Source organism: Streptomyces hazeniae (assembly GCF_031845485.1).
Taxonomy (GTDB): Bacteria; Actinomycetota; Actinomycetes; order Streptomycetales; family Streptomycetaceae; genus Streptomyces; species Streptomyces hazeniae.
In genome coordinates, this window is record NZ_JAVREQ010000002.1 from 124,229 (window position 1) to 148,535 (window position 24,307).

The 24,307-nt window shown below is 75.1% G+C and carries 23 protein-coding genes; 14 read left to right on the forward strand and 9 right to left on the reverse strand.

All coding sequences use genetic code 11. The features are described 5' to 3' along the window. Window positions 1-67: 67 nt before the first annotated feature. A complete protein-coding gene (locus tag RM572_RS04355) occupies window positions 68-532 on the forward strand; it encodes a GNAT family N-acetyltransferase (protein WP_311671932.1) in 465 nt (154 codons plus the stop codon). Window positions 533-554: 22 nt separating this feature from the next. Here the strand turns inward: RM572_RS04355 and RM572_RS04360 are convergent, their stop codons facing one another. Both RM572_RS04360 and RM572_RS04365 read right to left on the reverse strand, forming a co-directional pair. After that, complete coding sequence (locus RM572_RS04360) at window positions 555-1,118, reverse strand: hypothetical protein (protein ID WP_311671933.1); 564 nt, start codon at window positions 1,116-1,118, stop codon at window positions 555-557. An 82-nt stretch (window positions 1,119-1,200) separates the two neighbouring features. Further along, on the reverse strand, window positions 1,201-2,343 hold the full coding sequence (locus RM572_RS04365) for a magnesium and cobalt transport protein CorA (RefSeq protein WP_311671934.1): 1,143 nt from the start codon (window positions 2,341-2,343) through the stop codon (window positions 1,201-1,203). A gap of 551 nt (window positions 2,344-2,894) precedes the next feature. On the opposite strand from RM572_RS04365, the gene RM572_RS04370 reads away from it, so the two are divergent. From RM572_RS04370 to RM572_RS04385, 4 genes are all read left to right on the forward strand, one after another. Next, the gene (locus tag RM572_RS04370) at window positions 2,895-3,482 is read left to right on the forward strand and encodes a suppressor of fused domain protein (protein WP_311671935.1); all 588 of its coding nucleotides are present in this window, start codon (window positions 2,895-2,897) and stop codon (window positions 3,480-3,482) included. A 134-nt stretch (window positions 3,483-3,616) separates the two neighbouring features. Continuing rightward, window positions 3,617-4,255: a DUF6758 family protein gene (locus RM572_RS04375; RefSeq protein WP_136182522.1), complete on the forward strand. Its 639-nt coding sequence runs from the start codon at window positions 3,617-3,619 to the stop codon at window positions 4,253-4,255. Between the two features lie 159 nt (window positions 4,256-4,414). After that, window positions 4,415-5,260: a PHP domain-containing protein gene (locus tag RM572_RS04380; protein WP_027764457.1), complete on the forward strand. Its 846-nt coding sequence runs from the start codon at window positions 4,415-4,417 to the stop codon at window positions 5,258-5,260. 250 nt (window positions 5,261-5,510) lie between these two features. Then, the gene (locus RM572_RS04385; RefSeq protein WP_311671936.1) at window positions 5,511-6,119 is read left to right on the forward strand and encodes a MarC family protein; all 609 of its coding nucleotides are present in this window, start codon (window positions 5,511-5,513) and stop codon (window positions 6,117-6,119) included. 85 nt (window positions 6,120-6,204) lie between these two features. Here RM572_RS04385 and RM572_RS04390 read toward each other — a convergent pair whose 3' ends face one another. Further along, window positions 6,205-7,710 (reverse strand): FAD-dependent oxidoreductase, encoded by a 1,506-nt coding sequence (locus RM572_RS04390; RefSeq protein ID WP_311671937.1) that lies wholly within the window; start codon window positions 7,708-7,710, stop codon window positions 6,205-6,207. A gap of 117 nt (window positions 7,711-7,827) precedes the next feature. On the opposite strand from RM572_RS04390, the gene RM572_RS04395 reads away from it, so the two are divergent. After that, on the forward strand, window positions 7,828-8,445 hold the full coding sequence (locus RM572_RS04395) for a TetR/AcrR family transcriptional regulator (RefSeq protein WP_311671938.1): 618 nt from the start codon (window positions 7,828-7,830) through the stop codon (window positions 8,443-8,445). A 52-nt stretch (window positions 8,446-8,497) separates the two neighbouring features. Here RM572_RS04395 and RM572_RS04400 read toward each other — a convergent pair whose 3' ends face one another. Then, the gene (locus RM572_RS04400; RefSeq protein WP_311671939.1) at window positions 8,498-9,364 is read right to left on the reverse strand and encodes an alpha/beta fold hydrolase; all 867 of its coding nucleotides are present in this window, start codon (window positions 9,362-9,364) and stop codon (window positions 8,498-8,500) included. Between the two features lie 266 nt (window positions 9,365-9,630). After that, the gene (locus RM572_RS04405) at window positions 9,631-11,199 is read right to left on the reverse strand and encodes a DEAD/DEAH box helicase (protein ID WP_311671940.1); all 1,569 of its coding nucleotides are present in this window, start codon (window positions 11,197-11,199) and stop codon (window positions 9,631-9,633) included. Window positions 11,200-11,716: 517 nt separating this feature from the next. Here RM572_RS04405 and RM572_RS04410 point away from each other — a divergent pair. Next, window positions 11,717-12,463, forward strand: a complete 747-nt coding sequence (locus RM572_RS04410) for a ferritin-like fold-containing protein (protein WP_311671941.1) — start codon at window positions 11,717-11,719, stop codon at window positions 12,461-12,463. Between the two features lie 43 nt (window positions 12,464-12,506). Here RM572_RS04410 and RM572_RS04415 read toward each other — a convergent pair whose 3' ends face one another. The 4 genes from RM572_RS04415 to RM572_RS04430 form a co-directional block, all read right to left on the reverse strand. Then, window positions 12,507-12,785: a hypothetical protein gene (locus RM572_RS04415; RefSeq protein WP_311671942.1), complete on the reverse strand. Its 279-nt coding sequence runs from the start codon at window positions 12,783-12,785 to the stop codon at window positions 12,507-12,509. A 193-nt stretch (window positions 12,786-12,978) separates the two neighbouring features. Continuing rightward, window positions 12,979-13,206, reverse strand: coding sequence for a DUF3107 domain-containing protein (locus RM572_RS04420; RefSeq protein WP_210732912.1), 228 nt, complete (start codon window positions 13,204-13,206; stop codon window positions 12,979-12,981). 152 nt (window positions 13,207-13,358) lie between these two features. Continuing rightward, a complete protein-coding gene (locus tag RM572_RS04425; RefSeq protein WP_027764450.1) occupies window positions 13,359-13,979 on the reverse strand; it encodes a TetR/AcrR family transcriptional regulator in 621 nt (206 codons plus the stop codon). Between the two features lie 240 nt (window positions 13,980-14,219). Continuing rightward, window positions 14,220-14,444, reverse strand: a complete 225-nt coding sequence (locus RM572_RS04430; RefSeq protein ID WP_311671943.1) for a hypothetical protein — start codon at window positions 14,442-14,444, stop codon at window positions 14,220-14,222. A 168-nt stretch (window positions 14,445-14,612) separates the two neighbouring features. Between RM572_RS04430 and RM572_RS04435 the strand changes: the two genes are divergently transcribed. From RM572_RS04435 to moeZ, 7 genes are all read left to right on the forward strand, one after another. Continuing rightward, the gene (locus RM572_RS04435; protein ID WP_311671944.1) at window positions 14,613-15,602 is read left to right on the forward strand and encodes an alpha/beta fold hydrolase; all 990 of its coding nucleotides are present in this window, start codon (window positions 14,613-14,615) and stop codon (window positions 15,600-15,602) included. Continuing rightward, entirely contained in the window at window positions 15,602-17,110 is a 1,509-nt protein-coding gene (locus RM572_RS04440) for a DUF3152 domain-containing protein (RefSeq protein WP_311671945.1), read from the forward strand. The genes RM572_RS04435 and RM572_RS04440 overlap by 1 nt, the downstream gene beginning before the upstream one ends. A 191-nt stretch (window positions 17,111-17,301) precedes the next feature. Further along, window positions 17,302-19,257, forward strand: a complete 1,956-nt coding sequence (locus tag RM572_RS04445; RefSeq protein ID WP_311671946.1) for a DUF3492 domain-containing protein — start codon at window positions 17,302-17,304, stop codon at window positions 19,255-19,257. Continuing rightward, the gene (locus tag RM572_RS04450) at window positions 19,254-21,149 is read left to right on the forward strand and encodes a hypothetical protein (RefSeq protein WP_311671947.1); all 1,896 of its coding nucleotides are present in this window, start codon (window positions 19,254-19,256) and stop codon (window positions 21,147-21,149) included. The genes RM572_RS04445 and RM572_RS04450 overlap by 4 nt, the downstream gene beginning before the upstream one ends. A gap of 133 nt (window positions 21,150-21,282) precedes the next feature. Then, complete coding sequence (locus RM572_RS04455) at window positions 21,283-22,206, forward strand: NAD-dependent epimerase/dehydratase family protein (protein WP_136182511.1); 924 nt, start codon at window positions 21,283-21,285, stop codon at window positions 22,204-22,206. After that, window positions 22,194-22,949: a spherulation-specific family 4 protein gene (locus RM572_RS04460; RefSeq protein WP_311671948.1), complete on the forward strand. Its 756-nt coding sequence runs from the start codon at window positions 22,194-22,196 to the stop codon at window positions 22,947-22,949. Before RM572_RS04455 ends, RM572_RS04460 begins: the two co-directional genes overlap by 13 nt. Window positions 22,950-23,045: 96 nt before the next feature. Further along, on the forward strand, window positions 23,046-24,224 hold the full coding sequence (gene moeZ / locus RM572_RS04465; protein ID WP_311671949.1) for an adenylyltransferase/sulfurtransferase MoeZ: 1,179 nt from the start codon (window positions 23,046-23,048) through the stop codon (window positions 24,222-24,224). The last annotated feature ends 83 nt before the right edge of the window (window positions 24,225-24,307 follow it).

Below are 24,307 nucleotides of genomic sequence, written 5' to 3' on the forward strand. Positions count from 1 at the left end.
TCACCGGGTCGGCCCGCGCCCGTACGCCGCACGATGCCGGGCCGATCGCCCCGGACAGGGTCGCGCCATGACCTCGCTGCGGCTGGAGCGCCTCACCCCTCAGAACGTGGAAGCCGCCATGGAGCTGAAGGTGCGGCCCGAGCAGGAGAGGTACGTCGACCCGGTCGCGCATTCGCTGGCCGAGGCGTACGTGTGGCCCGGCGTCGCCTGGCCCCGGCTGGTCTTCGACGGCGAGGAACCGGTCGCGTTCCTGATGGCCTTCCTCGACATCCGTTTCACGGAAAGGGATCCGGAAGGCGTGCTCCGCAGCGGCCTGTGGCGGCTGAACGTCGCCGCCGGGAGCCAGGGGCGGGGAGTCGGCCGGTTCGCCGTGGAGGCGGTGTGCGCGGAGATCCGGCGACGCGGCGGCACGCAGGCGTACGTGACGTGGAAGCCGGGCGCCGGCGGGCCGGAGGCGTTCTATCTCAGGCTCGGCTTCCGGCCCACGGGGGAGACCAGCGGCGGCGAGACGGTGGGCGTGCTGGAGCTGTGACCGGCGCTCCCGTGCGGTGTTCCTAGCGGCGTTTCCCCCGGCGGCCGCGCAGCAGCAGTTTCGGCAGGCCGGCCGGGGCGGGCCGCCGGGTGGTGGCGGGGCTGGGCAGCGGAGGGGCGGCCTGCGGGGTGTCCGGCATGCGGTCCGGTGCCTGGACGGGGGCGCCGGCCGGTTCCAGCCGGAGCACCCGGCAGTCGCGGGACCACCGCTCGAGCAGGGTGCCGGAGTCGGGGGCGTTGAGGCGCTTGCCCTTCAACTCCTCGGTCGCCGCCTGCCATGCCTCCGTGCCCGGGCGGAGTTCCACGACGCGGGCGGGCCACGCGACGAGGCGACCGCCCTTGTCCTTGCTGCGGGCGGTGACGGTGGCGGTTCCGCCGTCGGTGAGGCCGAGGCCGACCAGGGGCTGTTCGGTCCTGCCGGGGTCCGCGTCCGGGCCGGGGGTGTCCGAGCCGCGCCCCACGAGGCAGACCGCACCCTCGTGCCACACGTGCCACAGCGCGCGGGCGGGGCCCTGCGGTCCGCGCACCCACAGCAGGGCGGACTTCTTGGCGGTCTCCTCGATGAGGGCCTGGTCGAGGGCGGTCATGCTCCGCAGCGTACGCGACCCGCTGTGCGGCCGGGCGGACGCGTACCTACCCCGCGTGCGTTCCCCCGCCCCCACGTCGCCGCTACAGCCAGCCGTTGCGCTTGAAGCCGCGGTGGATGGCGATGCAGATGCCGACCGTGACGAGGAGCACCGTCGGGTAGGACCCCTTCCACTGGAGCTCCGGCATGTACTCGAAGTTCATGCCGTAGATGCCGGCGATCATCGTCGGGACGGCGAAGATCGCCGCCCACGAGGTGATCTTCCGCATGTCCTCGTTCTGCGCGACGGTCGCCTGCGCGAGGTTGGCCTGGAGAATGGAGTTGAGCAGGTCGTCGAAGCCGAGCACCTGCTCGTTGACGCGGGCGAGGTGGTCGGCGACGTCGCGGAAGTACTTCTGCACCTCGGCGTCGACCAGCCGCATCGGGCGCTCGCTGAGCTGCTGCATCGGACGCATCAGCGGCGACACGGCGCGCTTGAACTCCAGTACTTCGCGCTTGAGCTGGTAGATGCGCCCGGCGTCGCCGCCGCGCCGGCGGCCCGGCGTGGACCCGCCGTCCGCGCCGCCCCCGCCGCCGGTGCTCTCGGAGAAGACGGCGATCTCGACCTCGTCGATGTCGTCCTGCACGGCGTCGGCGACGGCGAGATAGCCGTCGACGGTCTGGTCGGCGATGGCGTGCAGCACGGAGGAGGGGCCCTTGGCGAGCAGTTCCGGGTCCTCCTGCATGCGGTGCCGCAGGGCGCGCAGCGAGCCCTGGCCGCCGTGCCGGACGGTGATGATGTAGTCCCGGCCGGTGAAGCACATCACCTCACCGGTCTCCACGACCTCGCTGGTGGCGGTGAGTTGGGCGTGCTCGACGTAGTGGATGGTCTTGAAGACCGTGAACAGCGAGTCGTCGTAGCGCTCGAGCTTGGGGCGCTGGTGTGCGTGGACGGCGTCCTCCACGGCCAGCGGGTGGAGTCCGTACTCCTCGGCGATGCCGGAGAACTCCTCCTCGGTCGGCTCGTGCAGGCCGATCCACACGAAGTCGCCCGGTTCCCCGGAGCGCGCGGCGCGCAGCGCCTCGTCCGGCTCGAGGCGGTTGGTGATGCGGTGGCCGTCGCGGTAGACGGCGCAGTCGACGACGGCGGTGGACCGGACGCGGGTGGTGTCGTAGCTGTAGCTCTGGCGGTCGCCCCGGCGGAGTGCGGGGCGGACGGCGGCGCGCAGGTCACGGATCATGGACATGCTGGGCTCCTCACGGGTGCCGTGCCGTCTCGTCGGCGGCGGGCGCAGCGCTACCCGGAATGGGGACCTACGGTGGCCGACGCCCCGTCGGATGCGGGGAGCGTGCGGCAGGCGGAGGTCCGCAAAGCGGGTACCGCGCGGGCGCCGTGTGCGGACGTAAGGGTACGGCGGAAGCGGGCGGTCGGGGACTGTGTTCCGTCGCTCTTCCGCGTGTGCGCTCCGGCGGCATCCGGGAGCGGCCCGGAGCCCGGGTGGGCCGGTCCGGCCGGGTGGCGGGCCGGCCCGGGGGTTTCACCGCGCCGCGGTGGGGGATACCGGGCCTCAGGCGTGGGAACGCGGGTGCCGTGCGGAAGAACGATTGGTACTGCACGGTCGACTCGGATCCATGAAGTCCCACCTCCTCCGGCCGGTCCCCCGTGGGGGATGTACGAACCTGCCCGGTGCTGCAGCGGCAGCTTTGACCAGCGGTCAACGGTAACACCCGCAGGGTGATCCGCCGCCCACGGCGGGCCGGGCACCGGCGGTTTTCCGCCGCGCCTATGCTCGCGCGCATGGTGGACGTCTCTCAACTCGTCGAGGCCCGGCTGCGCACCGCGCTGGGTGAGCCGGAAGCGCGGGCGGCGGTGACCTTCCTGGGCACCGAACGCATCGAGGTGCTGCGCTTCCTCGACGGGGGCCTGGTGCGCTACGCCACGCTGGGAATGTCCGCTGCGCCGATGACGGACCCGGCGGCCGCGCTGGCCGACCCCGAACGCGGGCCGCGCGCAGAGCTGCTGCTGTCCGTGCGCGCGGGTGCGGCCGACACCGACAAGGTGCTGCGACCGCTGGCCGTGCTGGCCGCCTCGCCGCAGGTGGAGGGTGTCGTGGTGGCGCCCGGTGCGTCGCTGGACGTCGGCGAACCGCTGTGGCCGCAGGCGCCGTTCACCTCCGTACTGGTGGCGGAGGGCGGCGGTCTGGTCCCGGACCTGGAGCTGGGCCCGCCGCTGGATCCGGTGCGGTTCCTGCCGCTGCTGCCGATGACGCCGCACGAGGCGGCCTGGAAGCGGGTGCGGGGCGCCGACGCCCTGGAGGAACGCTGGCTGGCGCACGGCACGGACCTCCGCGATCCGCTGCGGGCCGGCGTGCCGCTGGAGCCGTGACGTCGCTTCGGTCCCGCGGCATCGGGCACGGCACGCAGAACGTTAGCCAGACTCACAAATTCAGCGTGCATGCACTTTCCCGGCCGGGTGATCGTCCTTGACGGCGTGCCGGGAGGGGAGGACCGTGGTGGGTCATGAGGGGCGAACCCAGTTGCCCGAAATGCGGTGGCCGGGTGCGGGCGCCCGGCCTCTTCGCCGACACCTGGCAGTGCGGGATGCACGGAGCGGTGCACCCGTTGCAGCCCGTGGTGCCGCCCAGTGTCGAAGCGCTCGCCGTCGTGGTCGGCCGCGCCGAGGTGCCGGTGTGGATGCCCTGGCCGCTGCCCGTCGGATGGCTCTTCACGGGGGTCGCGGGGGCGGGGGACGACCGCAGCGGCGGACGGGCCACCGTCGTCGCCTGCTCCGGTCCGGGGCCCCTCGGCGGGCCCGGTGAGCTGCTGCTGATCGCGGAGGAACTCGGTGTCGGCCTCGGCGCGCGGTACGCCGGTATCGACGGGCCCGACCCCGGCCCGTACCTCCAGGTGGAGAAGCCTCCGGACGGCAAGGTGCTCGCGGCGGGCCGCCCCACTCCGCTCTGGTTGCTGCACGGCACTCCGTCCGATCGCGCCGTCTTCGCCGGTGAGGCGCGCGGGCTGTGGCTGTGGGCCGTCGTCTGGCCGGAGCAGTCCGGCCTGCTCCTCTACGACGAACTCGTCCTCACCGACCTGCGCGACGCCGGTGCGGAGGTCGACCTGCTGCCGATCGGGGCGCTCTCGCCGCGTCTCGTCGGCTGAGCGGCCGGGTGCCCGGCGCGGTGCCCGCCGGTGCGGGGGCGTATCCGAGGATGCCGGTGCGTGCCGGGCGGGCACGGGCCGCACCGTCCGGCCGTGCGGCGCGCTGCCGGTAGAGTGAGGGCGCCCGCCGTCCGCCGTCCGTAGTTGGAGCCCCCCGCCGTGCGCATCGACCTGCACACCCACTCCGCCGCGTCGGACGGCACCGACGCGCCCGCCGAGCTGGTGCGCAACGCCGCCGCGGCCGGTCTGGACGTCGTCGCGCTGACCGACCACGACACGGTCGCCGGATACGAGGAGGCGCTGGCCGCGGTGCCCGCCGGTCTCACGGTGGTCACCGGCATCGAGCTGTCCTGCCGTCTGGACGGCATCCCGCTGCACATGCTCGGCTACCTGTTCGACCCGGAGGAGCCGGAGCTGGCCCGCGAACGCGAACTCGTGCGCGACGACCGGGTGCCGCGTGCCCGGGCGATGGTCGGCAAGCTGCGCGAGCTGGGCGTCCCCGTCACCTGGGAGCGGGTGGCCGAGATCGCCGGTGACGGCGCCGTGGGCCGGCCGCACATCGCCAGCGCCATGGTCGAGCTCGGCGTCGTGGAGACGGTGACCGACGCGTTCACCTCCGAGTGGATCGCCAACGACGGCCGCGCGTACGTCGACAAGCACGAGCTGAACCCGTTCGACGCCGTCCGGCTGATCAAGAACGCCGGCGGTGTCGCCGTCTTCGCCCATCCGCTCGCCGTCAAGCGCGGCGAGGTGCTGCCCGAGTCCGCCGTCGCGGAGCTCGCCGGCGCCGGCCTCGACGGCCTGGAGGCGGACCACATGGACCACGAACCGGCCACCCGCACCCGCCTGCACGGCATGGCCGCGGACCTCGGTCTGCTGGCCACCGGTTCCAGCGACTACCACGGCGCCCGCAAGACCTGCGTGCTCGGCGAGCACACCACCGATCCGGACGTGTACGCCGAGATCGCCGCCCGCGCGTCAGGCGCGAAGCCCGTCACCGGCTGACGTACGGTCCTCCCGCCCCGCCCGGCCGCCTACGGGCGGCGATCTGCCCGCGCACTGTCCGCCCGGGCTGCTCCGCCCACGCGTCCGCCCGCCCGCGCCTCTGCCCCACGCGGCGGCGCCCCGAGGGCGGCACCACGCGCGCGTCGCGTCCCGGCCACCCGCACGCGCGAGGTGCGCGCGGCGGGCGCCGTGCGCCCGTGCGTCCCCGCCCTCACCCCGTCCACCCTCCCCACCCCGGCAAGGCCCTCTCGTGTTCGACGTCGCTCTCTTCGGATCCGTCTTTCTCACCCTTTTCGTGATCATGGACCCGCCGGGGATCACCCCGGTGTTCCTCGGCCTCACCTCCGGGCGTCCCGCCAAGGTGCAGCGCCGGATGGCGCTCCAGGCCACGGCCGTCGCGTTCGGCGTGATCACCGTCTTCGGCATCTGCGGCCGGCAGATCCTCGACTACCTGCACGTCTCGGTGCCGGCCCTGATGGTGGCGGGGGGACTCCTCCTCCTGCTGGTCGCGCTGGACCTGCTCACCGGCAAGGCGGACGAGCCCTCGCAGACCAAGGACGTCAACGCGGCCCTGGTCCCGCTCGGCATGCCGCTGCTCGCGGGGCCGGGAGCCATCGTGTCGGTGATCCTCGCCGTGCAGCGCGCCGACGGCTGGGGCGGCCAGCTCGCGGTGTGGAGCGCGATCGTCGCCATGCACCTCGTGCTGTGGCTGGTGATGCGCTACTCGCTGCTGGTCATCCGCGTCATCAAGGACGGCGGTGTGGTGCTGGTGACCCGGCTCTCCGGGATGCTGCTGTCCGCCATCGCCGTCCAGCAGATCGCCAACGGCGTCACGCGCTTCGTCTCCGGCAACGGCTGACCCGGCCCGCGTCCCCCCGCTCGTGAGGCCGGGGGTGCGCGCCCGGGTTCACGGGCTGGGGACCGGCCGTGCCGGGGCGGCGCGCTCAGGCGGCCGTCTGGGTGGCGGGCGTACCCGTCCAGGTGTGCAGGGCCGCGCGCAGCGACGTCTCGTCGGCAGCACCGCCCGCCCAGGCGACGTACCCGTCCGGCCGGACCAGCAGCCGCAGCCCGCGTCCGTACACCCCGTACGCCGCCCCGTCGCCGCGGCGGACGACCGTGACGCCGTGCTCCTCCGCCGCGGGCGACCCCTCGCTCCCCGGGCTCACGAGGACGAACCCGCCCCCGCGCAGGGCCTCGTAGAGCCGGCCGGTGGCCAGCGGCAGGTCCGGCACGCGGGTGCCGGTGAGGCGGTGCGTGCCGCGCTCCCGGCCGTAGGCGATGCCGACGCCGGAGACCGTGCCCATCGCCCGGTCGGCCAGCGGACCGGCCGCGGACACCAGCCGGGACACGGCGGCGCGCAGCGCCCGCGTCGCCGGACGGTGCGCCATCGCGAGACGCACCAGCGCGCCGCTGCTGCGCAGCACTGTGCGGCCGACGGGGTGGCGCTCGGCCTGGTAGGTGTCCAGGAGGTCCTCCGGCGCGCGGCCGCGGACCACCGCGGCCAGCTTCCAGCCGAGGTTGGCGGCGTCCTGGAGGCCGGTGTTCATGCCCTGGCCGCCGGCGGGGGAGTGCACGTGCGCGGCGTCCCCGGCGAGCAGCACCCGGCCCACCCGGTAGGCGGGGGCCTGCCGTTCGTCGCTGTGGAAGCGGGAGAGCCAGCGTGCGTCGTGCATGCCGTGGTCGGTGCCCAGCGCGCGGCGCGCGATCTCCCTGACCTCCTCCAGGTCCAGGGGCACGTCGTCGTCGACGTGGCGGTGGCGGCTCCAGCCCATGATCCGGTACCAGCCGTCGCCGAACGGCACCAGCCCGGCGAAGGTGTCGCCGACGCCCCGGATGGTGAGCACATCGTCCGGCTCCTCGGCGAGCCGGACGTCGGCCAGCACGAGGGAGCGGATCACCGACCGCCCGGGGAACGGCAGGCCGAGCGCACGCCGTACCGCACTGCGGTGGCCGTCCGTGCCGACGGCGTACGCGGCGCGCAGCGGGCCGCCCGCGCCGAGGGAGACGGTCACGCCCTCGGCGTCCTGGGTGAGCCCGCCGGCCTCGGTCCCGTACCGGAAGCGCACCCCCGCGGCCGCGGCGCGGCGTTCCAGCAGCCGTTCCACCTGGTACTGCGGGGTGATCAGCAGGAACGGGAACCGGCTGGGCAGCCGGGACAGGTCCAGGTCGAGCCGCCGGAAGAGGCGCAGGCGGGTGAGCCGGGAGCCGGTGGCGACGAGTGCGTCCGCCAGCCCCCGCGCGTCGAGCTGCTCCAGGGTCCGGGCGTGGACCCCGAAGGCGCGGCTGAGGTTGCTGAGGCCGGGCGGTCGCCGCTCGACCAGCGTGACGTCGACGCCGGCTTCCGCCAGGTCGCCGGCGAGGAGCAGGCCGGTCGGGCCCGCGCCGACCACCACGACGTCGGTGCGCTCGGTGGGGCCGGGGTGCTGCGCGGGGTGCTGGGCGTGCGACATGTGCGCCTCCAGGGGGCGGCGGTCGAGCGTGCCAACGAGTGTGTGCCAACGCTTGTTGATGTCAGTACAGCGCGCGGTCCTGGTGTTGTCAACATGTGTTGGCCTACGATTGTTGGCATGACTGAGAGGCCCGCCGGCACACCGGCCCCGACCACGGCGTCCACCACGGCGTCCACCACGGCTCCGCGGCGCTCCGACGCCACCCGCGCCGCGATCCTGCGCGCCGCCCGCGACCGTTTCGCGGCCGACGGCTACGAGCGCGCGACCATCCGCGCCATCGCACGGGAAGCGGGCATCGACGCGTCCATGGTGATGCGGTACTACGGCAACAAGGAGGGCCTGTTCGCGGCCGCCTCGGAATTCGAACTGCGGCTCCCGGACCTCGCCGCCGTCCCGCGCGCAGAGGTCGGTGCGGCACTCGTCGGGCACTTCCTCGCCCGCTGGGAACAGGACGGGACGCTCACCGCCCTGCTGCGTGTCGGTGTCACCAACGAAGCGGGCGCGGCCCGGATGCAGCACATCTTCCGTGAGCAGCTCGGACCCGTCGTCGCCCGGGTGTGCCCGGTGCCCGGGCAGGCGCCGCGGCGCGCCGCACTCGTCGCCGCGCAGATCCTCGGCATGGCGCTGGCCCGCTACGTGCTGCGGCTGCCGCCCGCCGCCGCGATGAGCCGGGACGAGGTCGTCGCCTGGCTCGGGCCCACCGTGCAGCGGTACCTCACCGCCGACGCGCCCTGAGCCTGCCGGCGGGAACTCCCCTCGGCTCTGCCGTCGCCCGTCCCGCCGCCCGTCAGCGCGCGGGGACCGCCCAGCCGGCCAGCAGGGCCTGCGCGGTCTGCTGCGGCTGGTCCGCGTTCGGCGAGTGCTCGGCGCCGGTGATCACGGTCCGCCGCGCGCCGATCGCCGTGGCCAGCGCGTCGATCTGCGGTACCGGCCACGCGTAGTCCAGCTCCCCGGACAGCACGTGCACCGGCATGCCGGTCGCGGCCAGTTCCGCCAGCTCCGCCGTGCGGTCCGGCTCGGTGAGCAGCTGCTGCGCGGTGGCGATCAGCTGCTCGGGCACGTTGGCCAGCCAGCGATGGTGCAGGAACTCCGCCACCGCCGGGGGCGTGAGGTCGTCCGCCGCCTCCGGCGGGTCCAGCTCCCGCATCGCCCGCCAGACGTCCTCCATCTCCATCACCGGCAGCGCGCCGAGCAGCATCTTCAGCCGCGACTGCTGGGCCGTGCAGACGGCACCCGGACCGCTGCTCATCAGCGTCAGCGAGGCGAACGGCGTGCGGTCGCGGAACACGGCGGCGCGGGCGACCAGGCCCCCGAGCGAATGCCCGACCAGGTGCAGCGGGTGCTCTGCCTTCAGCGTCTCGGCGACCGCCAGGACGTCGGCCGCCAGCTCCTCCGGGGCGTAGGCGTTCTCGTCGCGCGGTCCGCCCGTCTCGTACTGCCCGCGCCCGTCCACGGCGACCACGCGGTATCCCTCGTGAGCCAGCGGCTCCAGAAGGCCGATGAAGTCCTCCTTGCTGCCCGTGAAACCGGGGATCAGCAGGGCGGTGCCGCGGGTCGCGGAGCCCATCTCGTGGACGGCGAACGGGCCGCGCGCGGTGGGGAGCCGGTGCGCACGGGCACCGTGGGGGAGTTCGAGGAGGGGCGGTCGGCTCATGCCGTGACGCTACCGCGTGCGCGGTGCCGCGGCGAGAACCGCGGGGCGCGTGCCCCGCCGACCCCGGGCCGCCGGCCCGCGAGGCGTGGAAGGGCGCGAGGGAGCGAGCAGCGCCCCGGCCCGGGGGTTCACGCAGCCCTGCGCGGCGGAGAGCCGGCCGGCACGGTGCCGCACCGGACGCACGCGCCGGGCGGGGGCGGGCGGGCCCGCCCGGCCGCGACTCCGACCGGTCGGCCGGGCTGGGCCCGGCCGACCGGTCAGGGGGTTCAGCTCTCCGCAGCGGAGGCGGATCCGCCGCGGGTGCGGCGGCGACGACGGGGCTTGGCGGCCGCGCCGCCCTCCGCGCCGCCGGACGCCTGCGGCGCCTGAGCCGGGGCTTCGGCGACGGCGCCACCGGCTGCCGCTGCCGCACCGCTCCGGGTGCGGCGCCGCCGCCGGGGCTTGCGGGCAGCGCCCTCCGGCGCACCCTGGCCGGCTGCCGCCGCCGGAGCCGCGGCCTCGGCCGCCGCCGCGTCGAGGGGCTGCCCCCCACGCGTGCGCCGACGCGGCCGCGACCTCCGCTCACGGCTCGGACGCTCGGTGGCGTCTCCACCCGGGCGGGCACCGCCGCGTCCACCGCGGCCGCCGCGCGCGCCGCGCGGCCCGGTCTCGCCGAGGTCCTCGATCTCCTCGGCGGCGAGGCCGGCCCGGGTGCGCTCGGAGCGCGGCAGAACGCCCTTGGTGCCCTCGGGGATGCCGAGCGCCTCGTACAGGTGAGGCGAGGTGGAGTAGGTCTCCTCCGGGTCCGGGAAGGACAGCTCCAGCGCCTTGTTGATCAGCTGCCAGCGCGGGATGTCGTCCCAGTCGACCAGCGTGACGGCGGTACCCGAGTTGCCCGCGCGGCCGGTACGGCCGATGCGGTGCAGGTACGTCTTCTCGTCCTCGGGCGTCTGGTAGTTGATCACGTGCGTGACGTTGTCGACGTCGATGCCGCGGGCCGCGACGTCGGTGCAGACCAGCACGTCGACCTTGCCGTTGCGGAAGGCCCGCAGCGCCTGCTCGCGGGCGCCCTGGCCCAGGTCGCCGTGCACGGCGCCGGCGGCGAAGCCGCGGCGGGTGAGCTGCTCGGCGATGTCGGCCGCGGTGCGCTTGGTGCGGCAGAAGATCATCGCCAGGCCACGGCCCTCGGCCTGCAGGATGCGGGCGACCATCTCCGGCTTGTCCATCGAGTGCGCGCGGAAGACGTGCTGCTCGGTGTTGGCGACCGTGTGGCCGTGGTCGTCGGGGGCGGTGGCCCGGATGTGCGTGGGCTGGCTCATGTACCGGCGGGCGAGAGAGATGACCTGGCCCGGCATGGTGGCCGAGAACAGCATCGTCTGCCGCTTCGCCGGCAGCAGCTGGATGATCTTCTCGACGTCCGGCAGGAAGCCGAGGTCCAGCATCTCGTCGGCCTCGTCGAGGACGAGGGCCTTGACGTGCGACAGGTCGAGCTTGCGCTGGCCGGCCAGGTCGAGCAGGCGGCCGGGGGTGCCGACGACCACGTCGACGCCCTTCCGCAGCGCCTCGACCTGCGGCTCGTACGCCCGGCCGCCGTAGATGGACAGCACGCGGACGTTGCGGACCTTGCCCGCGGTGAGCAGGTCGTTGGTCACCTGCTGGCACAGCTCGCGGGTGGGAACGACCACCAGCGCCTGCGGCGCCTCCGTCAGCTGCTCGGGCTTCGCCCGGCCCAGCTCGACGTCGGCGGGGACGGTCACGGTCTCCAGGAGCGGCAGCCCGAAACCGAGCGTCTTGCCGGTACCGGTCTTCGCCTGGCCGATGACGTCGGCGCCGGCGAGCGCGACCGGAAGGGTCATCTCCTGGATGGGGAAGGGGGACGTGATGCCGACGGCCTCGAGTGCCTCGGCGGTCTCGGAGAGGATTCCGAGCTCTCGGAACGTGGTGGACAGGATGCTTGCCTCTTCTGTGTGACGCGAGGCGAGGCGGCACCGGTGGGGCCCGGTGGAGCGAGGCGGGTCAGTACCGTGCCCGTAGCGGCGGGGGCCTTCCTGCGGCCTGGTCCACCGGTCGGCGCGGGACCACTAGCTCATCGCTCTGGCGCTCATCTCGCGCGAGCGGTCCCTCATGGAACATGGCCGGTGCTCGGTGCACCCAGCCACGTGGAGGGCTTGTCGGGTCGGAGCCGATCGGGCCACCGACCGGGCATCCGCGATATGCGTCGGGCCCACCGTGTCCGGCGGGACTCCTATAGCACTGTACCCCGGATCCGTGCAGGTGTACCGGGGCGACGGGTGTGTACGACTTCACACCTGCGGTCTCCGGACCGGGGCTGCGGGGTTCCGGTCCTGGTGGGGAGGGCTATCGTGCTGGGCTATGGAGACGCCCGACACACACACCGACGCCGCCGCCGGCGACGCCGCGGCCACCGGCATCGCCGCGCAGAGCTGGGAGCAGGCCGCCGCCGACCCGCAGTACCGGGCCGCCGTCGTGGACCTGCTCGGCGCCCTGGCCTACGGGGAGCTGGCCGCCTTCGAACGGCTCGCGGAGGATGCGAAGCTCGCGCCGACCCTGGCGGACAAGGCGCAGCTCGCGGCGATGGCGTCCGCGGAGTTCCAGCACTTCGAGCGGCTGCGGCAGCGGCTGGCGGAGATCGACGCGGACCCGACGCAGGCCATGGAGCCGTTCGCCGCGCCGCTCGACGAGTTCCACCGGCTCACCGCGCCGTCCGACTGGCTGGAGGGCCTGATCAAGGCGTACGTCGGCGACTCCATCGCCTCCGACTTCTACCGCGAGGTCGCGGCCCGGCTGGACGCGGACACCCGCGCGCTGATGCTCGCGGTGCTGGACGACACGGGCCACTCCGGCTTCGCGGTCGAGAAGGTGCGCGCCGCGATCGACGCCGACGCCCGGGTGGGCGGCCGGCTCGCGCTGTGGGCGCGGCGCCTGATGGGCGAGGCGCTGGCGCAGGCGCAGCGGGTCGTCGCCGACCGGGACGCGCTGTCGACGATGCTCGTGGGCGGGCTGGCCGACGGATTCGACCTCGCGGAGGTCGGGCGCATGTTCTCCCGCATCACCGAGGCCCACACCAAGCGGATGGCCGCCCTCGGTCTCGCCGCGTAGCGCTCGCCTGTCCGGGGCGGCCCGCCGCCCCGGACACCGGAGTTCAGGGGATGCGGGGTGCGGCCGTCGCGCGCGGGGCGGGGCGGGCGGAGCGCCCGTGGAGGAGCGAGAGCATCGCCACGCTCACGGCCGCCGAGATCACCAGGGCGAGGCCGAGGTTCCCCGGGCCCATCACCGCGTAGGCCACCAGCCCGCCCACCAGTCCGCCGCCGGCACCGGTCGGCAGCACCAGGCTGCGTTGCGGCAGCCGCCCGGAGAGCCGGTGTGCCGCGGCCCATGCCAGGGCCAGTCCGACGATCGCCGAGCCGAGTGCGTACGCCACCACGGGACCTCCCGAGCCGTTGGTGCGGAGTCGGTCGATCCGGTCCTACCCTCGCCGCGCAGAACGTGAAACTGCTGTGAAGGTGAACATCGGGCGTACGGGCGGAGAACCGGCGCCCGCGTACACACGTGTGGGGTACGGGAGTTGACTCCCGTACCCCACAGGGTGTTCGGAGTGTGCCCCGGACGCGTCGTCAGAGCGCGCCGAAGCCGACCTTCCGTCCGGCCTGCTCGCCGATCTCGACGTAGGCCACCTTGTCGGACGGCACCAGGACCCGGCGGCCGTGCTCGTCCTCGAGGGAGAGCAACGCGCTGTTCTTGCCCAGCGCGGCCTCCACGGCGGCCTGGACCTCCTCGGCGCTCTGCCGGCTCTCGATGACGATCTCGCGGGGCGCGTGCTGCACGCCGATCTTGACCTCCACGGCCATGTCCCTCCGACGGTCGGGGTGCGCGGACAGCCGCGCCGTACGCAGCACAGATTAGCTCCCCCGGGCATCCCGCCGAGGGCCCCGCCCGCATGCCGACAGCGAACACCGGGGCGCGGCCCGGCCCGAGCGGTGGGCCCGCGGCGGGCTCACTGCATGGGGAAACCGGCGATGCCGCGCCAGGACAGCGACGAGATCAGGCGGGCCGCCGCGTCGCGCGGGATGCGCTGGCCGGCGCCCAGCCAGTACCGGGCGGTGATCTGCGCCATCCCGCACAGGCCCACCGCCAGCAGCATCGCCTGGTCGGAGGGCAGCTTGGTGTCCTCGGCGATGATCCCGCAGACGGCCTTCGCGCAGTCCAGGCTCACCCGGTCCACGCGCTCGCGCACGGCCGGCTCGTTGGTCAGGTCGGACTCGAAGACCAGCCGGAACGCGCCGCCCTCGTCCTCGACGAAGCCGAAGTAGGCGTCCATCGTGGCCGCGACCCGCTGCTTGTTGTCGTGGGTCGACTCCAGCGCGTTGCGCACCTGCTGGAGGAGCGCGTCGCAGTGCTGGTCGAGCAGCGCGAGGTAGAGGTCGAGCTTTCCGGGGAAGTGCTGGTAGAGCACCGGTTTGCTGACGCCCGCGCGGTCCGCGATGTCGTCCATCGCCGCGGAGTGGTAGCCCTGTGCGACGAACACCTCCTGGGCGGCGCCCAGGAGCTGGTTGCGTCGGGCCCTGCGCGGCAGGCGCGTGCCGCGGGGGCGCGCCTCTGCTGCTGTCTGCTCGATCGTCACGCTCGCCTCCCTGGTGCCTCCCCGGCCGGGCCAGGGGACTGCTGCTTCTCCGCGCGGTGCGCGCCGAGACCGCCATCGTACTTTCGGGTAACCCGGGTCCGCGCTCCGCAAGCGCACATTCTCGCTCAGCGCAGGCTATCGGGACACCCTCCGGCCGCAGGGCGGGGCGAGAGGCGCCCGCACAGCGACCGCCCCGCCCCGGTGGCCCGGCCCGGGGCGCGCCGCGGAAGCGCCTCAGCGGTACTCGTCCTCGTTCACCTCCACCACACGGGCCTGCTCGGCGGCGTCCGCCGGGTCCACCTCGTCGGAGCCGCGGCCGGTCATCGGCTCGCTGCGCTGCCGCAGCAGTTCGGCCTGCTGCTCCGCGGCGTCCGCCTCGGGGGCCTCGAACTCGGCTCCCTCCGGCTCCTCCTCGTAGGCGTCGTCGAACGTTTCGGGATCGGTCGGGTCGACAGACATGTGGGCTCCCCTTTCCGGTGCGGGCGTCCCGCAATCTGCTCCAGGCGGGTGCAACCGCTGCGGGACGCGACCGGTTCCGGCCGGTTCCCCGCGGTATGTCGTGCGGGTCCCCGCAGCAGTGACGGCGAACACATGGGTACCCGCGTGATCGTCTCGTAACATTGCTCCATGTCGTCGACCGAGCAGCCGGATCTGCGTACCGCCGTCCCGCACGCGATCCCCGACCTGACCGGGCCGCACGTCCACGACGGGGAGACGCTGCACGACGTCTCCCTCGCGGGTCTCACGCTCTCCGTGCGCGCCCGGCCGCCGGCCCGTCGCGGGCTGCCGCCCGCGCTGTACGTGCACGGTCTCGGCGGGTCGTCGCAGAACTGGTCCGCGCTGATGCGGGAGCTGGCCGGGCACCTCGACGGCGAGGCCGTGGACCTGCCCGGCTTCGGAGGGTCGCCGCCGCCGGACGACGGTGACTACTCCGTGTCCGCGCACGCCCGCGCCGTGGTCAGACTCCTCGACGCGTCCGAGCGCGGCCCGGTCCATCTGTTCGGCAACTCCCTCGGCGGCGCGGTCACCACCCGCGTCGCCGCGATGCGTCCCGACCTGGTGCGCACGCTCACCCTGGTCTCCCCGGCGCTGCCCGAGCTGCGCCCGCAGCGCACCGCCGTACCGACCGCGCTGCTCGCCCTCCCGGGGGTGACGTCGCTCTTCGGCAGGTTGACGAAGGACTGGACGCCGGAGCGCCGCACCCGCGAGGTTCTGGCCCTGTGCTACGGCGATCCCGGCCGGGTGGCGCCCGAGGACTTCCACGTCGCGGTGCGGGAGTACGCACGCCGGCTCGAACTCCCGTACTTCTGGGACGCGCTGACCCGTTCTGCGCGCGGCCTCGTGAACGCCTACACTCTCGGCGGTCAGCACTCCCTGTGGCGCCAGGCCGAGCGGGTGCTCGCCCCGACGCTGCTCGTCTACGGCGGCCGCGACCAGCTGGTCTCGTTCCGCATGGCGCGCCGGGCGAGTGCCGCCTTCCGTTCCTCCCGGCTGGTCGCGCTGCCGGAGGCCGGGCACGTGGCGATGATGGAGTACCCCGACGTGGTCGCGCGGGCCTTCCGCGAGCTGCTGGCGGAGACATCCGAACGGAGCGAGCAGGCAGTGAAGGGAGCGTAGTGGGACGCCACAGCCGCAAGCGGAACGCTCCGCCGGAGACCCCGGCCCGGACCGTGCCCGAGGCCGGACCCGTGGTGGGTGCCCAGCCCTGGGCGACCGGTGGTCCGGACGGTGCCGCAGCCGCCCGGCCCGCGCCGCCACCCGGCTCCTCGGGGCCGTTCGCGTCCGGCTCCGTGCGCCGTCCGGCCGTGCCCCGGCCCTACCCGGGCGAGCGCCCGGCGGGAGCCCCCTATCCGGGCCCCGCTGCGTACGGCACGCCCCCCGGCGGGACGCCGCAGGCGCGCGGCGGTCACCCGCAGCACCGCGAACCCGGCGGCGGCTGGGGCGACGGCCCCGCCACCGGCCCCACCCCTACGGTCGCGGCGCCGCGCTCCGGCGGTCCCCCGCCCGGTGCCCCGCGCAGCGGAGCGGCGCCCGGCCCGCGGTACGGCCCGCGCCAGGACTATCTGGACGCCTTCGACGACGACGTGTTCGCCGCCGGCCCCGCGTCGCGCTCCGCACCGCCGCCCGAGATGCCGGGTCGTCGGGCCTCCGGTGCCGCCGGCGGTGGCCACGGCGCCCCGCCGCCCCGCGCCGAGGACCCGTGGGACAGCGCGTTGCCGGGCCCCGACGGCGACCCCAGAGGTGACGGCGAGCACGGCCACGGCCACGACCACGACGACGACCCGGAGACCGGGCCGCAGCGCGCCCGCACCAAGGGCCGCACGTTCACCGGCGTGGCCGCCGCCGCGGTCACGACCGTGCTGGCGATCGTGGTGGCCGGCCAGGTCACCGGCTTGGAACAGCGGGGGGACAATCGTGCCGCGGCCGCCGGAGCGGGCGAGGCGCGCGGCGACGACGGCGAGTCCTCCCGCCGCGCGCCGCGCCCCACGCCGTCCGACACGCAGGCGGCCCGTCCGCTGACCTACGCGGAGCGGATCGCCACCGTCCTCCCTCTGGACCCGGATCTGCACGGCACCGGTGAGTTCAGCACCGTGAAGGGCCGGGAGGAGGGCGAGGGCCGGGGCGAGGTCGTCCGCTACCGCGTCGAGGTGGAGAAGGAACTCCCGCTCGACGCCGAACTGTTCGCCGAAGCCGTGCACCGCACCCTGAACGACGACCGCAGCTGGGCGCACGACGGCGCGCGCAGCTTCCAGCGGGTCGCCTCCGACGACGCCGACTTCGTCATCACCCTGGCCAGCCCCGGCACCACCGGCGCATGGTGCGCCAAGTCCGGCCTGGACACCACGGTGCAGAACGTGTCGTGCGACTCCGCGGCAACCGACCGCATCATGATCAACGCCTGGCGCTGGGCGCAGGGTTCGGAGACCTTCGGCGACGACCGTGTCCGCGAGTACCGCGAGATGCTGATCAACCACGAGGTCGGACACCGGCTCGGGCTCGGACACCGCTTCTGCGGGTCCGACGGAGCCCTCGCGCCGGTGATGATGCAGCAGACCAAGACCCTCACCACCGGTGCCGCCACCTGCCGCCCGAACGCCTGGCCGCACCCGGAGAAGGACGGCTGACCGGCGCACCGCGTACCGCGGCGAGACCGTTGAACGCGTAAACGTCCGGAAAGTCACGGCCGTTCACCCCTTCCGGTGGTGCGACGGACAACCGTCCGTCGTAGCCCCCCGCATCGCGCATACCGTCGTCGGCGTCACATCCACCGCATCCGACGCGGTGGCCCACTCGTCGATCGGCCGGGGGTGCGTTCGTGCGCGTTGCACTGCTTACGGAGGGTGGTTACCCCTTCGCGCGTGGTGAGTCGGTGCTGTGGTGCGACCGGCTGGTGCGAGGGCTGGGCGGACACGAGTTCGAGCTCTACGCGCTCAGCCGCAGCCTGCGCCAGGAACAGGCCGGCTGGTGCGACCTGCCGCAGAACGTGCGGCACGTCCGCACCGCCCCGCTGTGGGGCGAGCCCCCGGCGCACGCCCCCTGCGCAGAGGGCGCCGCCGCCCGCGGCGTCACCGGGCGCCGCGAACGCCGCCGCTTCGCCGAGTGCTTCGCGGAGCTCGCCGCGGCGATCTGCACCCCCGCCGCCGACGGAGACGAGCCCGACCGGGCGGACCGCACCGGCCCCACGGCGGCGGAACGCTTCGCCGCGGGCCTCCACGGGCTCGCGGACCTCGCCCGCGACCACGGCGGCCTGCCGGACGCGATCCGCTCCGAACTCGCCGTCCGCGTCCTGGAGTCCGCGTGCCGCGCGCCGGGCGCGCTGCGCGCCGCGCACGCCGCCCAGGTCTCCGACCTGCTCGCCGTCGTCGACCGGCTGGAACGTGCCCTGCGCCCGCTCTCCCTGGACTGGCTCGACGAGGGCCCCGGCAGCGCCGGCCTGGGCGACGTCGACCTGTGCCACGCCGTCGGCGGCGGCCCCGCCGCACTCGCCGGGCTCCTCGCCGCCCGTGCCTACGGCACGCCCCTGCTGATCACCGAGTACGGGGTCCGGCTCCGCGAGCACTACCTCGCGAGCACCCCCCTCCCCGCGCAGGCGGGCGGCGTCGGGCCCGGCGGCGCGGCGCCCGGCGTCCGGCCGGACGCCGCGCGGCAGCCCGTGCGGGCGCTGCTCGCCTCGTTCCAGGGCCGGCTGGCGCACGAGGCGTACGCCCGCGCTCAGCTCATCACCCCCGGCAACACCCACGCGCGCCGCTGGCAGGAACGCTGCGGCGCCCGCCGCGAACGGCTCCGCACCGTCTACCCCGGCATGGACGCCGAGCCGTTCACCGAGGTCGGCGAGGCCGTGATGGACGTCCCGGCGGGCGGCAGCGACGGAGACACGCCGGGCCGCGGTGGCCGCTCCGGGCCCACCCTGCTCTGGGTCGGACGGGTCGAGCCCGCCAAGGACCTCGTCGCTCTGCTGCACGCCTTCTCCGAGGTGCGCCACGCGCTGCCCGGCGCCCGCCTGCGCATCGTCTCCACCGGGCTCGGCACCGCACCCGACGCCGCCGCCTACGCGGCGCACCTGCGCGCGCTCGCCGCGCACCTGTTCCCGGACGAGGCCGCCGACACGCACAGCGTCGGGGAGAGTCCGGTGGCCTTCGAGGAGATCGGCGGTCCCGCCGCCCCCACTCTCGCCGACGCCTACGCCGGCGGCACCGTCGCCGTCCTCTCCAGCGTCGTCGAAGGCTTCCCCGTCTCGCTGGTGGAGGCGATGTTCTGCGCCCGCGCCACGGTCTCCACCGACGTCGGCGCGGTGTGCGAGGTCATCGGCGGCACCGGCCTGGTGGTGCCGCCCCGCAACCCCCGCGCCCTCGCCGACGCGTGTCTCGCGCTGCTCCGCGACCCCGCCCGCCGCACGCGCCTGGGCGCGGCGGCGCGTGCCCGGGCGCTGGAACTGTTCACCGTCGAGCAGAACGTCGAGGCGTTCCGCGGGATCTACCTCGAACTGATGTCGCGCAGCACGCGCGCCCCCGCCGCCCTCGACACCGACGGCGCGCCGGTGCCGTTCGCGCAGCCCGCCGAGTCGCACGTCCCCGGCCGCTGGGCCAGCACCGCCAGACCCCCGGCGGCGCTCGCGTCCGCGACCGCCTCGCCCCGCCCGGCCGGAGTGCGCTCGCCCGCGCACGCCCGGTCGGCGCAGACCGCCACCGTTCACGGCCCGAGCTGGGCCCGGCACGCCGCGTCCGGTACCCCGGCCGTCGGTGTCCGGCCCGGCCAGGAGGATCCCGCATGACGTCCCGCCATCCGCACCGGCGCGCCCCCGAGGGCACGCCTCCACCGTCCGGGCCCGACCGGAAGCCCGCCGGCCCGCCGGGGCAGGCCGAGCCCGCGGAGCCCGTCGCCCCCGTCAACCCGGGGGCGTGGGACACCCGTTCGTGGACCCTGGTCGACGACGTCGACGGTCCGCCCGCCGAATCCGGCCCCGAGCCCCTCGACTCCTGGCGTTCCGAGGCGGGCGCGGGGGCCACCCCGGAATCGGGAGTCCAGGTGGTCTGGCCGGAGGCGGGGCATCCCTCGTCGGCCGCGCTGGACGCGGAGGGCGTGCCGCTCGCCGAACCGCCCACGGGGCCGCTGCACGCCCTGGACGGCCCGCCGCCCCGTCGTCGTGCGGCCGCGACACCCACCCGGGCCCCCAGCCCCGCGCCGCCCGCCCCCGAAACCCGCCTCCACACCGGTTCCGTCGGGCCCGCCCAGCCGCCCGCGCCCGACGAACCCGCCGCCCCCCGGCCCCCCTCCGACGCGCCCCCGGAGCCGGGAGGGCCCGCACCCGGCGTACGGGTCACGGGCCGCCGTGCACCCGCCCCGGACGTCGGCGCCCGCCCGCCGTTCGCTGGCGAGCCGGGCCGTCCCGACCGTGCAGGGGCGGCGCCGGCCGCCGACGCGGCAGCACCGTCCGGCGGCGGGACGTCCCGCGCGGACGGCGGGCGGCGCGGGGCGTCGGCGGATCCCGTGCGGGAGCTGATGCACCGCCACCGGGCCCTGTGCGAGCGGGCCGTCGACCCGTTGGAGATCGCCGCCGGGCTGGAGGCGCACGGCATCACCGACCGCACCGCCGCCCGCTACCGGCACCGCGACGTGTTCTCCCTCGCCGAGGAGCTGTACGTGCGGGTGCCCCGTGCCGAGGACGGGGCCGCCGCGGAGCCGTCGGCCGACGGCTCCGGGCCGCACAAGCCGCGCCGGGCCCGGGCCGCGGGCCGCGGGCTCAGCCACCTGCTGCCCGGTGTGCTCTGCGCCGCCACCGTCGTGGGCCTGACCTACGTGCCGCTGGAGCCGCCGTACGCCCGGCCCGCCGTGGGGACGCTCGGCGGACTCGCGGTGCTCGCCGCCGTACGGCTGTCGCTGCGCGGCGTGCCGCGGACGCGCACCGCCGCGCTGTGGGCCTGCTGGCTGCTCGGCTACGTGCTGTACGGCGACTGGCTGCTGACCGAGCTGCTCGCGGGTGGGGCGGGCGTCGGGCGTCTCCTGCCGGCGTTCGCGTGTCTGTGCGTTCCCCTGGCACTGGCGTTCGGCGTCGCGCCGGCGGCCTGGTCCGCGCACCTGTTCGCGACGCGGGCCCGGCGGAGGCTGACGGGCAGTCGCAGCCTCGGCGACTTCGCCGCGGGCGTACGGCCGTTGCTGCTGCTGACCGTCGGCCTCTTCGCCGTCGCGCTGTCGGCCGTGCAGGTCGCCGCTCACCTGCTGGTGCGCGGCGCGGCGGCCCCGCACGCCACCCAAGCGGCGACGGCGGCGCTCGGCGTGCTGCTGTTCGTGGCGCTGCTGCTGAGCCGCCACGGCTTCCCCCGCGCCGCTTCGGGCGGGCTGGCCGCCGCCTGCCTGCTGATCGCCGCCGCGCTGGGCACCGTGCTGGCGGCACGGCTGCCCGGCGCCGCGGCCGTCGGACGGCCGGTGGAGCAGGCCGTCGCGGCGTACGGCCCGACCGTCGTTCCGGCGGCCGCCTGCGCGCTGGCGGCCCTGGCGCTGCTGGCGTACGGGCTGCGTGCCCTGACCGGCGCGTCCGCGCACCAGCGGCCCGCCGCCCGGGAGGCGTCCGGTCGCCTCCCCCGCCAGGGGCCTGCGCCGGGGCCGGCTCCGACGGGCGTGGAGCCGGGTCCGCCCGGCGACCGCCTCGCCCGGCAGGCCCGGTGACCGCCGTCCCGCCCCGCCTCCGGCGGCCCTCCCGACCACCCCACTGCGCACGCACGTGCACGACACCGACAGGAGCACCACCGATGACCGCATCCGAGTCCCCCGGAACGACCCGCCACGAGGAGGTCGCACGATGAGAGTGCTGCTGATCGGTGCGCACGGCTACCTCGGGCGCTACGTCGCCGACCGGCTGCTCGCGGACCCCGCCGTGCAGCTGACGGCGCTGGGCCGGGGCGACGAAGCGGACGTGCGCTTCGACCTGTCCTCCGGAAGCCCGGGAGCGCTCACCCGCTTCCTCGACGCCGTCCACCCCGGCGTCGTCATCAACTGCGCCGGCGCCGTGCGCGGCGGCGCGCGGGAGCTGACCCGGCACAACACCGTCGGCGCCGCCACCGTGTGCGAGGCGCTGCGCCGCAGCAGTTGCAGTGCCCGGCTGGTGCACATCGGCTGCGCCGCCGAGTACGGTCCGGCGCAGCCCGGCAGCTCCACGGGTGAGGACGCGCTGCCGCGCCCCGGCGGCCCGTACGGGGTGAGCAAGCTGGCCGCCACCGAACTGGTGCTGGGCTCCGGCCTGGACGCCGTGGTGCTGCGGGTGTTCTCCCCGGCCGGGCCGGGCACGCCGGCCGGTTCGCCGCTCGGGCGGCTCGCCGAGGGCATGCGCCGCGCCCTGCAGCAGGGAGACAGCGAGCTCAAGCTGCCCGGCCTCGCCGTGCAGCGCGACTTCGTCGACGTCCGGGACGTGGCCCGTGCCGTGCACGCCGCCTCGCTGTCCGCCGCACAGGGCGTGGTCAACATCGGCACGGGCCGCGCGGTGCGGATGCGGGACGCCGTGTCCGTGCTGGCGCGGGTCGCCGGCTACGCCGGCGCCGTGCACGACCTGGAACCGACGGTGCCCGGCCCGAACGGCGCTCCGGCCGCCTTCCCCTACCCCGACGGGTGCGGGCTGTGGCAGCAGGCCGACGTCCGCACCGCCCGCGACCGGCTCGGCTGGCGGCCCCGCATCGGCCTGGAGGAGTCGCTCGCCGACATCTGGATGGAGGCGGCATGCCGCATCTGACCACCCCGGGAACCCCCGCCGCGACGGGGGCCCCGGCGGCACGGATCGGCCTCGCCGCGCCCGGCTGGGCCCATCCGATGCTGGCGCCGCGCGAGTGGCGGGAGCCGGCCCGTGCCGAGGTGCCGCCGCTGCACTGGGCCGTGCTGAACGTGGGACGCGGGCCCGGCGCCCGCCCGGACCCGTACTGCCTGGCCGCGGCGGCGCGGCTGCGCGAGGCCGGCACGCCGGTGCTCGGCCACCTGGAGCTGCGGCAGGGGTTCCGGCCGTTCGCCGAGCTGGTCGCGGACGCGCGCCGCTTCCTGGACTGGTACGGCGTCAGCGGCTTCTACCTGGCGCGCTGCCCGTCCGACCCCGCCCATCTGCACGAGACCCGCCGCACCACCCGCACGCTGCGGGCCCTCAGCGACGGCGGGCTCCTGGTCCTCGGCCACGGCACGCACCCCTACCCCGGGTACGCCAAGCTCGCGGACCAGCTCGTCACCTTCGAGGGCGGCTGGCCGGACTACCGCTGGTCGCAGGTCGCGGAGTGGACGGCGGACCATCCGCCGGAGCGCTTCTGCCACCTGGTGCACGGCGTGCCGGGCACGCATCTGGAGGAGGCGCTGCGCATCGCCCGCTGGCAGGGCGCAGGCACCGTCTGCTTCACCGACCGCGGCACCGGCGGCGGCGTCAGCCCCTGGGAGTCGCTGCCCGGCTACTGGGACGAGATCGTCTCGCGCCTCGGTACGGGTGTCTCGGAATGAGACAGCGCGTGGCAGTGTTACCGGAGGAACGAACGTCCGTCCGGCGCCCGGCGCCCGGGCGGTCACCATCCACCGACCACCTTTGCTGAGGTCTTCGTGTCGCTGCCACCACTGGTCGAGCCGGCTGCCGAGCTCACCGTCGACGAGGTCCGCCGGTACTCCCGTCATCTGATCATCCCGGACGTCGGGATGGAGGGTCAGAAGCGGCTCAAGAACGCCCGGGTCCTGTGCGTCGGTGCGGGCGGCCTGGGCTCGCCCGCACTGATGTACCTCGCCGCGGCGGGCGTCGGCACGCTCGGCATCGTCGAGTTCGACGAGGTCGACGAGTCGAACCTGCAGCGCCAGATCATCCACAGCCAGGCCGACATCGGCCGTCCCAAGGCCGAGTCCGCCAAGGACACCGTGCTGGGCATCAACCCGCACACCAGGGTGAACATCCACGAGGAGCGCCTGGACTCCTCGAACGTGAAGGAGATCTTCGCCGACTACGACCTGATCGTGGACGGCACGGACAACTTCGCCACCCGCTACCTGGTCAACGACGCCTGCGTGCTGCTGAACAAGCCGTACGTGTGGGGCTCGATCTACCGCTTCGACGGCCAGGCGTCGGTGTTCTGGAGCGCGCACGGTCCGTGCTACCGCTGCCTCTACCCCGAGCCCCCGCCGCCGGGCATGGTGCCGAGCTGCGCCGAGGGCGGCGTGCTCGGCGTGCTGTGCGCGTCGATCGGCTCCATCCAGGTCAACGAGGCCATCAAGCTGCTCGCCGGCATCGGCGACCCGCTCGTCGGCCGGCTGATGATCTACGACGCCCTGGAGATGACCTACCGCCAGGTCAAGGTCCGCAAGGACCCGGACTGCGCCGTCTGCGGCCCGAACGCGACGGTCACCGAGCTGATCGACTACGAGGCGTTCTGCGGCGCCGTCTCCGACGAGGCGCAGCAGGCCGCCGCCGGGGCGACGATCACCCCGAAGCAGCTCAAGGAGTGGATCGACGACGGGGAGAACCTCGAGATCATCGACGTCCGCGAGCCGAACGAGTACGAGATCGTCTCCATCCCCGGCGCCAAGCTGATCCCGAAGAACGAGTTCCTGATGGGCGACGCGCTCGGCGAGATGCCGCAGGACAAGCGGATCGTCCTGCACTGCAAGACGGGTGTCCGCTCCGCGGAGGTCCTGGCCGTGCTGCAGAGCGCCGGTTTCTCCGACGCCGTGCACGTCGGCGGCGGCGTCATCGGCTGGGTCAACCAGATCGAGCCGGACAAGCCCGTCTACTGACCGGGCCCGGCACCGGCGCCGGCATCGGCCCCACCCCCGGCCCCGGCAGACCGGCCTCGCAGCGGAACGGCGCCGGGCGGACC

Coding starts and splice junctions, on each gene's coding strand:
- RM572_RS04375 (WP_136182522.1), top strand. CDS start 3,617: ATGAGGGGCGAACCCAGTTGCCCGAAATGCGGTGGCCGGGTGCGGGCG.
- RM572_RS04390 (WP_311671937.1), bottom strand. CDS start 7,710: ATGTCGCACGCCCAGCACCCCGCGCAGCACCCCGGCCCCACCGAGCGC.
- RM572_RS04405 (WP_311671940.1), bottom strand. CDS start 11,199: ATGACCCTTCCGGTCGCGCTCGCCGGCGCCGACGTCATCGGCCAGGCG.
- RM572_RS04355 (WP_311671932.1), top strand. CDS start 68: ATGACCTCGCTGCGGCTGGAGCGCCTCACCCCTCAGAACGTGGAAGCC.
- RM572_RS04460 (WP_311671948.1), top strand. CDS start 22,194: ATGCCGCATCTGACCACCCCGGGAACCCCCGCCGCGACGGGGGCCCCG.
- RM572_RS04430 (WP_311671943.1), bottom strand. CDS start 14,444: ATGTCTGTCGACCCGACCGATCCCGAAACGTTCGACGACGCCTACGAG.
- RM572_RS04455 (WP_136182511.1), top strand. CDS start 21,283: ATGAGAGTGCTGCTGATCGGTGCGCACGGCTACCTCGGGCGCTACGTC.
- RM572_RS04435 (WP_311671944.1), top strand. CDS start 14,613: ATGTCGTCGACCGAGCAGCCGGATCTGCGTACCGCCGTCCCGCACGCG.
- RM572_RS04370 (WP_311671935.1), top strand. CDS start 2,895: ATGGTGGACGTCTCTCAACTCGTCGAGGCCCGGCTGCGCACCGCGCTG.
- RM572_RS04400 (WP_311671939.1), bottom strand. CDS start 9,364: ATGAGCCGACCGCCCCTCCTCGAACTCCCCCACGGTGCCCGTGCGCAC.
- RM572_RS04395 (WP_311671938.1), top strand. CDS start 7,828: ATGACTGAGAGGCCCGCCGGCACACCGGCCCCGACCACGGCGTCCACC.
- RM572_RS04410 (WP_311671941.1), top strand. CDS start 11,717: ATGGAGACGCCCGACACACACACCGACGCCGCCGCCGGCGACGCCGCG.
- RM572_RS04360 (WP_311671933.1), bottom strand. CDS start 1,118: ATGACCGCCCTCGACCAGGCCCTCATCGAGGAGACCGCCAAGAAGTCC.
- RM572_RS04450 (WP_311671947.1), top strand. CDS start 19,254: ATGACGTCCCGCCATCCGCACCGGCGCGCCCCCGAGGGCACGCCTCCA.
- RM572_RS04365 (WP_311671934.1), bottom strand. CDS start 2,343: ATGTCCATGATCCGTGACCTGCGCGCCGCCGTCCGCCCCGCACTCCGC.